The 13364-nt window shown below is 67.5% G+C and carries 11 protein-coding genes; 3 read left to right on the top strand and 8 right to left on the bottom strand.

The window, feature by feature from the left end; all coding sequences use genetic code 11:
• Positions 1-20: 20 nt before the first annotated feature.
• From FHT32_RS21345 to proV, 6 genes are all read right to left on the bottom strand, one after another.
• Positions 21-812 (bottom strand): hypothetical protein, encoded by a 792-nt coding sequence (locus tag FHT32_RS21345; RefSeq protein ID WP_176666621.1) that lies wholly within the window; start codon positions 810-812, stop codon positions 21-23.
• 19 nt (positions 813-831) lie between these two features.
• Positions 832-1620 (bottom strand): glutamate racemase, encoded by a 789-nt coding sequence (gene murI / locus FHT32_RS21340; protein WP_176666620.1) that lies wholly within the window; start codon positions 1618-1620, stop codon positions 832-834.
• Position 1621: 1 nt separating this feature from the next.
• Positions 1622-3175: a fumarate hydratase gene (locus FHT32_RS21335; protein ID WP_093306281.1), complete on the bottom strand. Its 1554-nt coding sequence runs from the start codon at positions 3173-3175 to the stop codon at positions 1622-1624.
• A gap of 66 nt (positions 3176-3241) precedes the next feature.
• Positions 3242-4264, bottom strand: a complete 1023-nt coding sequence (gene proX, locus FHT32_RS21330; RefSeq protein WP_176666619.1) for a glycine betaine/L-proline ABC transporter substrate-binding protein ProX — start codon at positions 4262-4264, stop codon at positions 3242-3244.
• A gap of 17 nt (positions 4265-4281) precedes the next feature.
• Positions 4282-5460: a glycine betaine/L-proline ABC transporter permease ProW gene (gene proW, locus FHT32_RS21325; RefSeq protein WP_176666618.1), complete on the bottom strand. Its 1179-nt coding sequence runs from the start codon at positions 5458-5460 to the stop codon at positions 4282-4284.
• A gap of 22 nt (positions 5461-5482) precedes the next feature.
• A complete protein-coding gene (gene proV, locus FHT32_RS21320) occupies positions 5483-6754 on the bottom strand; it encodes a glycine betaine/L-proline ABC transporter ATP-binding protein ProV (RefSeq protein WP_176666617.1) in 1272 nt (423 codons plus the stop codon).
• Between the two features lie 524 nt (positions 6755-7278).
• Here proV and fumC point away from each other — a divergent pair.
• Complete coding sequence (gene fumC / locus FHT32_RS21315; RefSeq protein ID WP_176666616.1) at positions 7279-8676, top strand: class II fumarate hydratase; 1398 nt, start codon at positions 7279-7281, stop codon at positions 8674-8676.
• A gap of 61 nt (positions 8677-8737) precedes the next feature.
• On the opposite strand, the gene FHT32_RS21310 is transcribed toward fumC, so the two are convergent.
• Positions 8738-9355 carry an NAD(P)-dependent oxidoreductase gene (locus tag FHT32_RS21310; protein ID WP_176666615.1) on the bottom strand — a complete coding sequence of 206 codons (618 nt, stop codon included), beginning with the start codon at positions 9353-9355 and terminating at the stop codon, positions 8738-8740.
• Between the two features lie 122 nt (positions 9356-9477).
• On the opposite strand from FHT32_RS21310, the gene FHT32_RS21305 reads away from it, so the two are divergent.
• Positions 9478-10407: a LysR family transcriptional regulator gene (locus FHT32_RS21305; protein WP_176666614.1), complete on the top strand. Its 930-nt coding sequence runs from the start codon at positions 9478-9480 to the stop codon at positions 10405-10407.
• 6 nt (positions 10408-10413) lie between these two features.
• Here FHT32_RS21305 and FHT32_RS21300 read toward each other — a convergent pair whose 3' ends face one another.
• Complete coding sequence (locus FHT32_RS21300; protein WP_176666613.1) at positions 10414-11049, bottom strand: YqhA family protein; 636 nt, start codon at positions 11047-11049, stop codon at positions 10414-10416.
• A 163-nt stretch (positions 11050-11212) separates the two neighbouring features.
• Here FHT32_RS21300 and acs point away from each other — a divergent pair, with 163 nt between their 5' ends.
• Positions 11213-13213: an acetate--CoA ligase gene (gene acs, locus FHT32_RS21295; RefSeq protein WP_176666612.1), complete on the top strand. Its 2001-nt coding sequence runs from the start codon at positions 11213-11215 to the stop codon at positions 13211-13213.
• Positions 13214-13364: the final 151 nt, after the last annotated feature.

Genomic DNA, 13364 nt, shown 5'->3' with positions numbered 1-13364 from the left:
GGCCTTGAATCAGGCTCCCGTCAGGGGACTTGCTGCTGGAGCGACTTCGGCACCTTGTAGCGTTCGCCGTCGTAGCGCAGCGTGACGGTGTTGAACTTCGGGGGCAGCGCCTTCTCCACGCAACCCTGGTCTTCCAGCTCCTGCGCGCGGCTCTGCAGCAGCGTGCGCGACAGCTGCAGGTCGTCAAAGCCGTTGCTGCTGCCGTTGCCGACCGACACCATGGTGCGCAGCTTCTCGAAGTGGCCGGTACAGGTGGAGTCCCATCCGCCATGGTCGTGGTCGAGCTCGACCTCCTGCAGCACCTGGCGCAGCTGCTTGCCGTGGTGCACGTAGAGCCGCATGGTTTCGCTGGCCAGAGGGTTGCCGGGCGCGTTGCTGCCGCGATAGCGCACGCGCAGCCCGAAGGCGCGCGCCTCGGGCGAGAGCACGTAGCGCGAGGTGTCGATGCGCAGGTCCTGGATCGAGGTGGTGGCGTCCTCGTCGAGCGCCTCGGGCTGCATGAGGCGGCCGATCACGGTGTCGCGATCGGTATTGCCGTTGTCCGGGCGCTGGATCAGCAGGATCTCGATGTCGAACACCTTGGCGCCGCGGTCGGTGGTTTCGCGGGGCATCGGAAGAACGACGATGCTGCGTCCCGGAAAGGCCGGCCAGATCTTGCAGGCAGCGAGCCGCTCGTCGAGCTGGCGGTTGGGATGCAGCTTGGCGTGCATGCGCTCGGCAAGGCCGCTCTCGCAGGCCGCATGGCTCAGGCCGGCTGCCGAAAGACCCAGGAGGAAGAGGGCGCAGGAGGCGATGCGGCGCGGCAGGCGCATGGTTGTCCGGTCGTCCGGCTCAGGCCGTGGCCGCGGCGGGAAGCCCGAGCCATTTCGCGGCAGCCGCCTCGAGCACGGCGACATCGCCGCTGCTCTGCAGCAGCAGACCGCCGCTGCCGCTGTCGGCAAGCCGGCCCGCCGATGCCAGCAGGCGCCGCGTCTGCTGCGCGACCGGCACGCCCGTGTCGATGAAGCGCAGCGTGGCCGGCGCATGCCTGCCCAGCTCGTCCTTCACCAGCGGATAGTGGGTGCAGCCGAGCACGACCGTGTCGACCTCGCCGGGCCGATCGCCGAAAGGGCCGGCCTCGGCCATGTAGCGTTCGGCCAGCGCCGCGATGCCGGCCGAGTCGAAACCTTCGATGGCCTTCACCAGCCCGTCGCAGGGCACGGGCCGGACATCGGCCGATCCTGCGAAGGAGGCGCGCAGGGTCGCGTATTTCGCGCTGGCCAGCGTGCCGCGCGTGGCCAGCACCGAGATGTGCCCCGTGCGGCTCGCAGCCACTGCAGGCTTGAGGCCGGGTTCCAGCCCCACGATCGGCAGGCTGGGGTGGTCGGCACGAAGCAGGTGGATGGCGGCAGTGGTCGCCGTGTTGCAGGCCACCACCAGCGCCTTGATGCCGTGCTCGCGCAGCAGGTGTTCGACCACCGCGCGCGAGCGCTCGATCACGTAGGCGTCTCCGCGTTCGCCGTAGGGCGCATAGGCCGTGTCGGCGAAGTAGACGAAGTGCTCGTGCGGGAGCTCGGCCCTCAGCGCGGCCAGCACGCTGAGGCCGCCGACCCCGCTGTCGAAGACGCCTACCGGGCTCAACTCAGGCTTCTTCCATCATGATGGTCTTGAACTCGCCCGTGGCGATGCGCTTCTGCCACTCGGCCGGGCCGGTGATGTGCGCGCTGGTGCCGCCGGCGTCGACCGCCACCGTCACGGGCATGTCGACCACGTCGAATTCGTAGATGGCTTCCATGCCCAGGTCCTCGAAGCCCACCACCTTGGCGGTCTTGATGGCCTTGCTGACCAGGTAGGCGGCGCCGCCCACGGCCATGAGGTAGGCGCTCTTGTGCTTCTTGATGGCCTCGATGGCGACCGGGCCGCGCTCGGCCTTGCCGATCATGGCGATCAGGCCGGTCTGCGCCAGCATCATTTCGGTGAAGCCGTCCATGCGGGTGGCGGTGGTGGGGCCGGCGGGGCCGACGGCCTCGTCCTTCACCGGATCGACCGGGCCGACGTAGTAGATGACGCGGTTGGTGAAATCGACCGGCAGCTTCTCGCCCTTGGCCAGCATGCCCTGGATGCGCTTGTGCGCGGCGTCGCGGCCGGTGAGCATCTTGCCGTTGAGCAGCAGGGTGTCGCCCGGCTTCCAGCTCGCCACTTCGGCGGGCGTGAGCTTGTCGAGGTCGACGCGCTTGCTCTTCTTTTCATCGGGGGCCCAGTTCACATCGGGCCACAGGTCGAGCGAGGGCGCTTCGAGGTAGACCGGGCCGCTGCCGTCCATCGTGAAGTGCGCGTGGCGCGTGGCCGCACAGTTGGGGATCATCGCCACGGGCTTGCTCGCCGCGTGCGTGGGGTACATCTGGATCTTGACGTCCAGCACGGTGGCCAGGCCCCCCAGGCCCTGAGCGCCGATGCCCAGCGCGTTGACCTTCTCGTACAGCTCGACGCGCAGCGCCTCGACCTTGCTCAGCTCGGCGCCCGAGTTCTTCTTGGCCAGCAGCTCGTGCATGTCGAGGTCGTCCATCAGGCTTTCCTTGGCCATCAGGGCGGCCTTCTCGGCGGTGCCGCCGATGCCGATGCCCAGCATGCCCGGCGGGCACCAGCCGGCGCCCATGGTGGGCACTGTCTTGAGCACCCAGTCGACCACGCTGTCGCCGGGGTTCAGCATGACCAGCTTGCTCTTGTTCTCGCTGCCGCCGCCCTTGGCGGCCACGGTGACCTCGAGTTTGTCGCCCGGCACGATCTCCGTGAAGATCACCGCGGGCGTGTTGTCCTTGGTGTTCTTGCGGTCGAACTGCGGGTCGGCCACGACCGAGGCGCGCAGCGTGTTGTCGGGGTGGTTGTAGCCGCGGCGCACGCCTTCGTTGATGGCGTCGTCGAGGCTGCCCGTGAAGCCGCCCCAGCGCACGTCCATGCCCACCTTGAGGAACACGTTGACGATGCCGGTGTCCTGGCAGATCGGGCGCTGGCCGGTCGCGCTCATCTTGCTGTTGGTCAGAATCTGCGCGATGGCGTCCTTGGCCGCCGGGCTCTGCTCGCGCTCGTAGGCGCGGGCCAGGTGGGCGATGTAGTCGGCGGGGTGGTAGTAGCTGATGTACTGCAGCGCGGCGCTGATCGATTCGATCAGGTCGGCCTGCTGGATCGTGGTCGTCATGGTGGGGGGGCTTTGTAGGAGTGTGGAAACGCCCCCCGATTATCTCAGCCGCCGCGCCTGCCCCGCTTACCTTGCCGCTTCCCGGGCCTGCTCCACCCAGCCGTCGAAGAGCTGCCGGTGCGCCCGGATCCACCCGTCGGCATGGCGCTCCACGTCCTGCTGGGTGTTGGCGTCCTGGCTCATGCGCAGGTTCTGGGCGTTGATGTCGCCGATCGGCAGCTTCATCACCTCGAACAGCTTCGCCGCGGCCGGGTTCTTCTCGACGAAGGCCCGGTTGGCGACGATCTGCTCGTTGTTGGCCTGGAAGCCGTAGTTCCTGCCGTTGGGCAGCTGGGTGTCGACATTGCCGCCGTCGCCCTGCGACGACGAGAACGGCACCTGCAGCCACACCACGTCCTTGCCCGGGCGCAGCACGGCGCTGACCCAGTACGGCGTCCACGTGTAGTACAGCACCGGCTTGTCCTGCCTGAATCGCGCGATGGTGTCGGCCATCAGCGCGGCGTAGCTGCCTTGCCGGTGGCTGACGGTGTCGCGCAGCTGGTAGGCCGTCAGGTGGTTCTCGATGGCGAGCTCGCAGCCCCAGCCGGGGTTGCAGCCCGTGAGGTCGGCCTTGCCGTCGCCGTCGATGTCGAACAGCTTCGCGATGGCCGGGTCTTTCAGCTGCGCGATGTTGGTGATGCCGTACTGCTCGGCCGTCTTGCGGTCGATCAGGTAGCCCTGCACCGCGCCTTCGGAATACACGCCCTTGCGCCAGAGCTTGGCGTCGCCGCCGCTGTTCTTGTAGAAGTCGGCGTGCAGCAGGCTCCAGTGGTGGGCCATGAAGGTGGCGTCGCCGTTGGCGATGGCCAGGTGCTCGGTGGCGGGCTCCAGGTCCTTCATGGGCTCGACCTTGTAGCCGAGCTTCTCCAGGCCGCGCATCACCAGCAGCGTCTGGAAGGCTTCTTCCGCAAGCGAGCTCTTCAGCGGCTGCACGGTGACGCCCTTGCCGGGCAGGTCGTTGGCGGCCTGGGCGGCCGCGCCCGAGGCCACGAAGGCGAGGGCGAGCAGGCCGCGGGCGATGAATCCGGTCTTGTTCCTGACGAAGTTCATGTGGCGGGTTCCTCCGTTCATCGCGCCTGTGCGGAAAGGGCGGGCGCGGGCTCGGCGTCGTTGCGGGCCGGTGCCACTGCACGCTGCAGCATGCGAAGCGCAAGGCCCACCGGCCCCGTGTGCCACCAGCGGCGGCCGCCGCCGCGACGCGACTTGCCCATGGCCTGCGTCAGGCGGTCCAGCGAGATCGCCAGCAGAACGATGCCCAGGCCGCCCACGGTGGCCAGGCCCATGTCGAGCCGGCCGATGCCGCGCAGCACCATCTGGCCGAGGCCGCCCACGGCGATCATCGAGGCGATGACCACCATCGACAGCGACAGCATCAGCGCCTGGTTGATGCCCGCCATGATCGACGGCATGGCCAGCGGCAGTTGCACCTTCACCAGCATCTGCCACGGCGAGGCGCCGTAGGCGCGCGCAGCCTCGATCAGGTCGGGGCGCACCTGGCGCAGGCCGAGGTTGGTCAGGCGCACCAGCGGCGCCAGCGCGAAGACGATGGTCACGATCACGCCCGGCACATTGCCGATGCCGAACAGCATCACCACCGGCACCAGGTACACGAAGGCCGGCGTGGTCTGCATCGCGTCGAGCACCGGACGCATCACGCGCTGCGCGCGGTCGCTGCTGGCCAGCAGCACGCCCAGCGGCAGGCCCACGGCCATGCAGAACACCAGCGAGGTCAGCACCAGCGACAGCGTCACCATCGCCTCGGGCCAGATGCCCAGCATGGCCACCAGCAGCAGCGCCACCGTGGTGCCGATGGCCAGCGCGCGGCCGGCGAACTGCCAGGCCAGCAGGCCGATGAGCGCGATCATCGCCAGCGTGGGCAGGCCGGTGAGCAGGCCCTGGATCCAGTTCAGCGTGCCGTCGATGGGCAGGCGCACGGTCTGGAAGAAGGGGCGGAAATGCTCCACCACCCAGCCCAGGCCGCTGTTGATCCAGGATTCGATGGGCAGCGAGCCATCCCACAGGCGGTGCAGTTGCAGGCCGCCCGCGGCATCGGCGTGGCCGGCGAGCTGATGGGCGCTATCGAGCGGCGCGGGGGCGTCGAGCCAGGCGCTGGTTGCGGAGGTGTCGGGCGCGGCCGACAGGGCTTCCCACGGGTCGACCGGCGCCGGCGCGGCAGCGGGCGTCGCGAGCGCGGTCGATGCGTCGTTCATCGGCGCGAGTTCGGAGGGCAGTGCGGTGTCGTTCATCTGTTGTGTCCTTCGATTTCGTTCAGGCGGCAGTGGCGGCGGCGGTGGAGACAACGGCGGCCACGGGTTGCTGCGGCTGGTGCGCCGGGTCGATGGGCGGCGTGTCGCGATCGAGGAACTTCAGCAGCGTCGTCTTGCTGATCGCGCCGCAGAAGCGGCCGTCCGCCGCCACCACCGGCACCGCGCACGGCGCCTGGGCCACCTGGCCGAAGAGGCCGGCCACGGGCGCATCGGCGTCGATCGTGCCGAGGTCGTTCAGGAACGCGTGGCGCAGGCCCAGCGGGCCGGAATGGCCGTCGAGCGCCGCGCGCAGGGTGTCGGCCGACACGGTGCCCAGGTAGCGCTTGCTCGGGCTGGTGACGTAGGCGAAGTCGCGGTCCTGGTCTTCGAGCTGCTTGAGCGCCGCGCGCGCGCCGCGCTCGGGGTGCTCGCAGACCACGGTGAGCTGCTTGCGCGCGATATCGCCCGCCTTGAATACGGCGGCCGCGTCCACGCCGCGCACGAAGCTGCGCACGTAGTCGTTGGCGGGGCTGCGCAAAATCTCGTCGGGCGTGCCGACCTGGATCACCTGGCCGTCCTTCATGATCGCGATGCGGTCGCCGATGCGCATGGCCTCGTCGAGGTCGTGCGAGATGAAGACGATGGTGCGGCGCTGCTCCTGCTGCAGGCGCAGTAGCTCCGACTGCATCTCGGTGCGGATGATCGGATCGAGCGCCGAGAAGGCCTCGTCCATCAGCAGGATCGACGGATCGGAGGCCAGCGCGCGCGCCAGGCCCACGCGCTGCTGCATGCCGCCGGAGAGCTCGTCGGGGTAGCTGTCGCCCCAGCCCGCCAGGCCCACCTGCGCGAGCGCCTTGTCGGCCTGCGCGAGGCGCTCCTTCTTGCCGGTGCCCGAGAGCTCTAGGCCGAAGGCGGTGTTCTCGCGCACCGTCATGTGCGGCATCAGCGCGAACGACTGGAACACCATGCTGATGTCCTTGCGGCGCAGCGCGCGAAGCCGCGCGTCGGAATGCTCGTTGATGTCGGCGCCGTCGATCACGATGCGCCCGGCGGTCGGCTCGATCAGCCGGTTCAGCAGCCGCACCAGCGTCGACTTGCCCGAGCCCGAGAGGCCCATGATGACGAAGATTTCCCCGGCCTGGATCTCGAAGGTGGCGTCGAACACGCCGATCGACTGGCCGGTGCGCGCCAGGATCTCCTTCTTCGAAAGTCCTTGGCGGACCAGCTCCAGCGCTTGTTCGGGCTCGTCGCCGAACACCTTGAAGACATGGTCGATGAGAATTCCTTTGGCCATACGTCGGGGCTCCTTGGGTGAAGGGTTGACAGATCGCCGTCCTTCGGAAGCTCCGGAAGCTCCAAAAAGGGCGACGCGACCACGCCCCAGCCCGTCAGATGGAGGGGCTGCCGACAGGCACTGAAGACGACAGGGCGACGAAGCCAGTGCCCGCCGGATGCTTCATCCGCAGCGCGACGGGCCTGGTCGAGGGGCGCCGGCTGGATGAGCTTGACGTGGCAATGGGGCTGGAAAGATCCGGCCGGTTTGCCGGGCAGGGCCCGGCGGGAGCACCTTGCACCGCGACGGGATTCGGAGATCCGCGAGTAGTGCAGGCTTGACCAACGTTGTCATCATGACTTGTTGGTCGTCAGAAGCTGTCAATTATAACTTTTTGACATGATGAGGTCAAGGCAAGCGGCAGGGCGCCGGTGTCGGCGGCGGTGCAATGCCCTCGTCAGATGAGAGCTACTCTCATCGGGGCGATACTCCATGGCGCGCCGGCAAGCGGCGCGACCTTTCATGATCCTGCGGAGCTTTTTCTCATGACGACTTCCCCCAAGACCCGTGCCGAGCGCGATACCTTCGGACCCATCGACGTGCCGGCCGACAAGCTGTGGGGCGCGCAGACGCAGCGCTCGCTGCAGAACTTCGACATCTCCGGCGAGCAGCAGCCGCGCGAGATCATCAAGGCGCTGGCCCAGGTCAAGCGCGCTTCCGCCGTGGTCAACCACGCGCTGGGCCTGCAGGACGAGAAGAAAACCAACGCGATCGTGGCCGCGGCCGACGAGGTCATCGCCGGCAAGCACCCGGGCGAGTTCCCGCTGGTAGTCTGGCAGACCGGCTCGGGCACGCAGACCAACATGAACGTCAACGAGGTGCTGGCCAACCGCGCCAGCGAAATCCTCGGCGGCGAGCGCGGTGAAGGACGCCTCGTGCACCCGAACGACGACGTGAACCGCAGCCAGTCGAGCAACGACGTGTTCCCCACGGCGATGCACGTGGCGGCCGTCGAGGCCATCACCCACAAGCTGCTGCCGGCCATCGCGAAGCTGCGCGGCACGCTGGAGCAGAAGTCGAAGGACTTCGCCGACATCGTGAAGATCGGCCGCACCCACCTGCAGGACGCCACGCCCCTCACGCTGGGCCAGGAGTTCTCCGGCTATGTCGCGCAGCTGGCTCATGGCGAGGCGCACGTGCGCGCCGCGCTGCCGCACCTGTGCGAACTGGCGCTGGGCGGCACGGCCGTCGGCACCGGCCTCAATGCGCCCAAGGGCTATGCGGAGCAGGTGGCGGCCGAACTGGCGAAGCTCACCGGCCTACCGTTCGTGACCGCGCCGAACAAGTTCGAAGCCATGGCCAGCGTCGATGCGCTGGTGCACGCGCACGGCGCGCTGAAGACGCTGGCCGCCAGCATGAACAAGATCGCCAACGACGTGCGCTGGCTCGCCAGCGGCCCGCGCAGCGGCATCGGCGAACTGAGCATTCCCGAGAACGAGCCGGGCTCGTCGATCATGCCGGGCAAGGTCAACCCGACGCAGAGCGAGGCGGTGACGATGCTGGCCGCGCAGGTGTTCGGCAACGACGTGGCCATCAACATCGGCGGCGCCTCGGGCAACTTCGAGCTGAACGTGTTCCGTCCGATGGTGGCGCACAACTTCCTGCAGAGCGTACGCCTGCTGGCCGACGGCATGGTGAGCTTCAACGACCACTGCGCGGTGGGCATCGAGCCCAACCGCGAGCGCATCACCGAGCTGGTGCAGCGCTCGCTGATGCTGGTGACGGCGCTGAACACGCACATCGGCTACGACAAGTCGGCCTACATCGCGAAGAAGGCGCACAAGGAAGGCACCAGCCTGCGCGATGCGGCGATCGCATCGGGCCACCTGACGGCCGAGCAGTTCGACCAGTGGGTGGTGCCGGAGAACATGACCGGGCGTTGATCCGGCCGGCTCAAACGAAAAAAGGACCCTCGCAGGTCCTTTTTTGTTTTCTGCCTGCAGCTCAATATCCGATGGTGTAGCGCTGGCGCGAGTGCGCGGGCTTTTCGAGTTCGTCGATGAACGCGATCGCGTAGTCCGCGAAGCTGATCCAGCTGCGGCCTTCGGCGCTCACGAGCAGGTCGTCCTTGCCCAGGCGGAACTTGCCGGTGCGCTCGCCTTCGACGAATTCGGCGGAGGGCGAGAGGAAGGTCCAGTCCAGGTCCTTCTCGTTGCGCAGCGTGTCGAGGAACACGCCGCCGGCCGAGGCTTCGGCGCGGTACGCGTCGGGGAAGTTGGGCGTGTCGATCACCTTCAGGCCGGGCGCCGCGAACAGGCTGCCCGCGCCGCCGACCACCAGCAGGCGCTTCACGCCGGCGCGCTTCGTTGGCTCGATGATGGCCGCGGGCGGCACGGTGGCGAAGTGCGCGGCGCTGAACACGGCGTCGTGGCCGGCCAGGGTCTTCTCAAGCGCAGCGCCGTCGAGCACGTCGAGATCGACGGCCTTCACGTTGGCGCGGCCCGCCAGCTTGGCGCTGGCCTTGCGGGCGATGGCGGTGACGGTGTGGCCGCGGCGCAGGGCCTCGTCGAGAAGCTGGCTGCCGGCGCGTCCGGTGGCGCCGATGATGGCGATGTGGCTCATGGTGACTCCTGTGAAAGATCGGAAGGATCGAGAGATCGGGATGGGATGGAGCGAATCTTAGGTTTCTGGTTTCGAAAGAAATACCTCGATTTGCGCGCTTGTTTATTCCTAAAATCGTTCGAATGGATCGATTGAATGCAATGCGCGTGTTCGTCGCCGTGGTCGATTCGGGCAGTCTTTCGGCCGCGGCCGACAAGCTCGACATGTCCCGCCCGGTCGTCACGCGCTATGTCGCCGAACTGGAGCAGTGGACCGGTGCGCGCCTGCTGCATCGCACGACGCGTCGCCTGAGCCTCACGGCGGCGGGAGAGGAGCTCCTGCCGCGCTGCCGCCAGGTGCTGGAGCTCACGGGCGACATGCAGGCCGCGGTGCGGCATCCGGCGGAGGCTCCGCGCGGGCAGCTTCGCATCACGGCCAGCACTTCGTTCGCACAGGCCCAACTGGCCGATGCCATGGCCGACTATGTGCGGATCTATCCGGGCGTGGCGGTCGACCTGGTGCTGCTGGATCGTGCGGTGAACCTCGTCGACGAACGCATCGACCTCGCGATCCGCGTGGCGGCCGAGATCGACCCGAACCTGATTGCGCGGCGGCTCACCGATTGCCGTTCGGTGGTGTGTGCCTCACCGGCCTATCTGAAGGAGCACGGCAGGCCGTCGAGCGTGGAAGAGCTGGCGCAGCGTAACTGCCTCACGCACTCGTACTTCGGGCGCAGTCTTTGGAATTTCACGCGCAAGGAAAGCGGGGAGCCGGTGTCGGTGGCGGTCGGCGGCAACGTGTCGACCAACGATGCGGCGAGCCTGATGTACCTGGCGAGGGCAGGGGCCGGCATCGCGATGCTGCCGACATACCTCACGTCGCAGCTGCTGCAGTCCGGCGAACTGGTGCGGCTCTTCGGTGATTTCGAGCCGCAGGTGGTAGGCATGTACGCGGTGTATGCATCGCGCAAGCACATGCCGGCCACGCTGCGCACGATGCTCGATTTTCTGGCCGCGCGCTTCACCGATCCACCCGCCTGGGACGTGCTGCCGCAGGCGGGTCGGGGCGGCTGAACAGGCTCAGTGCGGGTCGGCGGGCGGATGGGCAGGTGCCATCAGCCGGTCGGTGTAGGCGATGGCCATCGCCGAGAACAGGAACGCGATGTGGATCACGGTCTGCGCGATCAGCACGCGGTCTGTGTAGTTGTCCGCGTTGATGAAGGTCTTCAGCAGGTGGATGGAGCTGATGCCGATGATGGCGGTGGCCAGCTTCACCTTGAGCACCGAGGCGTTCACATGGCTCAGCCACTCGGGCTGGTCGCGGTGGCCTTCGAGGTCCATGCGGCTCACGAAGGTTTCGTAGCCGCCAACGATCACCATGATAAGCAGGTTGGAGATCATCACCACGTCGATCAGCGCGAGCACCACGAGCATGATGACCGTCTCGTTCAGCGTGCCCACTGGCGCCGTGGTCTTGTAGCCGATGCTGGTGATTAGCGCCTGCAGCGCATCCTTGGAGCCGAAGGCGGCCTCCACCAGGTGCAGCAACTCGACCAGGAAGTGCACCACATACACCGCCTGCGCCACGATCAGGCCCAGGTACAGCGGCAGCTGCAGCCAGCGGCTTGCGAAGATCAGCTTGGGCAGGGGGCGAAGCGGCGAACCACGGCGTGGTACGGGCGGGTTCCGGGTGTCGAAAGGGTCGGGAGCAGACATCTGCAGTCCGGTTGTGGAGGACCGCGAATTCTAGGGGTGTCCCGGTGACGCCCTCGTGATAACCCCGAGAGGGCCATCGAACAGGCTCTAACATGGCAGCCGTCAGTGACCCGTAAGTGGGTCCGCCGACATTACGGCCGCACCCATCCTGGAGACAAAGAGCATGAGCAGCAGCGCATCGAAGAACATTGAATCCGTCCTGGTCGAGAACCGCGTCTTCCCGCCGGACGGCCGCGCCACGCAAGGCGCACGCATTTCCGGCATGGCCGCCTACGAGGCCCTGTGCAAGGAAGCCGAGAACGACTTCGAGGGTTTCTGGACCCGCCTGGCCAAGGACAACCTGAACTGGACCAAGCCCTTCACCAGGACGCTCGACGAATCGAATGCGCCGTTCTACCAGTGGTTCGGCGACGGCGAGCTCAACGCCAGCGCCAACTGCCTCGACAGGCACATCGGCACCCCGGTCGAGAACAAGACCGCCATCGTCTTCGAGGCCGACGACGGCACCGTCACCAAGGTCACCTACAAGGAGCTGCTCGCGCGCGTGAGCCAGTTCGCCAACGCGCTGAAGGCGCGCGGCATCAAGAAGGGCGACCGCGTCATCGTCTACATGCCGATGACCATCGAGGGCGTCGTCGCCATGCAGGCCTGTGCGCGCATCGGCGCCACCCACAGCGTGGTGTTCGGCGGCTTCTCGGCCAAGGCGCTGCAGGAGCGAATCATCGACGCGGGCGCGGTGGCGGTCATCACGGCCAACTACCAACTGCGCGGCGGCAAGGAGCTGCCGCTGAAGGCCATCGTGGACGACGGCATCGCGCTGGGCGGCTGCGAGTCGATCAAGACCGTGCTGGTGTACGAGCGCACGCCCACCGCGTGGAACCGCGTCGAGGGCCGCGACATCAGCTTCACCGAGGCGCTGAAGGGGCAGGGCACCGAATGCGCGCCTGTGCCGGTCAACGCCGAGCATCCGCTCTTCATCCTCTACACCTCGGGCTCCACCGGCAAGCCCAAGGGCGTGCAGCACTCCACCGGCGGCTACCTGCTGTGGGCGAAGCTCACGATGGACTGGACCTTCGACATCCGCCCCGAGGACGTGTTCTGGTGCACCGCCGACATCGGCTGGATCACCGGCCACACCTACGTCGCCTACGGCCCGCTCGCGGCCGGTGCCACGCAGGTGGTGTTCGAGGGCATCCCGACCTTCCCGCACGCGGGCCGCTTCTGGCAGATGATCGAGAAGCACAAGGTCAGCGTGTTCTACACGGCGCCCACCGCGATCCGCTCGCTCATCAAGGCGGCCGACGGCGACGAGAAGGTGCATCCGAAGAACTGGGACCTCACCAGCCTGCGCATCCTCGGGTCGGTCGGCGAGCCGATCAATCCCGAGGCCTGGATGTGGTACCACCGCAATGTGGGCGGCGAGCGCTGCCCCATCGTCGACACCTTCTGGCAGACCGAGACCGGCGGCCACGTCATCACGCCGCTGCCGGGCGCCACGCCGCTGGTGCCGGGCTCGTGCACGCTGCCGCTGCCGGGCATCATGGCCGCCATCGTCGACGAGACCGGTAAAGACCTGCCCAACGGCGCGGGCGGCATGCTGGTCATCAAGCGGCCCTGGCCCTCGATGATCCGCACGATCTGGAACGACCCCGAGCGCTTCAAGAAGAGCTACTTCCCCGAGGAAATGGGCGGCACGATCTACCTCGCCGGCGACGGCGCGGTGCGCAGCGCCGACCGCGGCTACTTCCGCATCACCGGCCGTATCGACGACGTGCTGAATGTGTCGGGCCACCGCCTGGGGACGATGGAGATCGAATCGGCGCTGGTCGCCAAGACCGACCTGGTGGCAGAAGCCGCCGTGGTGGGCCGCCCCGACGACGTGACGGGCGAGGCCGTGTGCGCCTTTGTCGTTCTCAAGCGCTCACGCCCGACCGGCGAGGAAGCCAAGCAGATCGCCAACGAACTGCGCAACTGGGTCGCCAAGGAAATCGGCCCCATCGCCAAGCCCAAGGACATCCGCTTCGGCGACAACCTGCCCAAGACCCGCAGCGGCAAGATCATGCGCCGCCTGCTGCGCAGCATCGCCAAGGGCGAGGCGATCACGCAGGACACGTCGACGCTGGAAAACCCTGCGATCCTGGAGCAGTTGTCGCAGACGAACTGATCCGGGATCCGGCCGGAGGCCGGTACGTGCGAAGCACGTTAGCAGGTGAAGACGGCACTCATATCGCGCAGCGATGTGAGGTGCCGGCAGAATCCGGCGATCCTGGAGCAGTTGTCGCAGACGAACTGACCAGCAGTGCATTAGTGCTGTA

The sequence above is a fragment of the Variovorax sp. SG517 genome (assembly GCF_013376045.1).
Taxonomy (GTDB): Bacteria; Pseudomonadota; Gammaproteobacteria; order Burkholderiales; family Burkholderiaceae_C; genus Variovorax.
The sequence above is the reverse complement of the archived record's forward strand: the minus strand, read 5'-3'. Positions and strand labels throughout refer to the sequence as shown.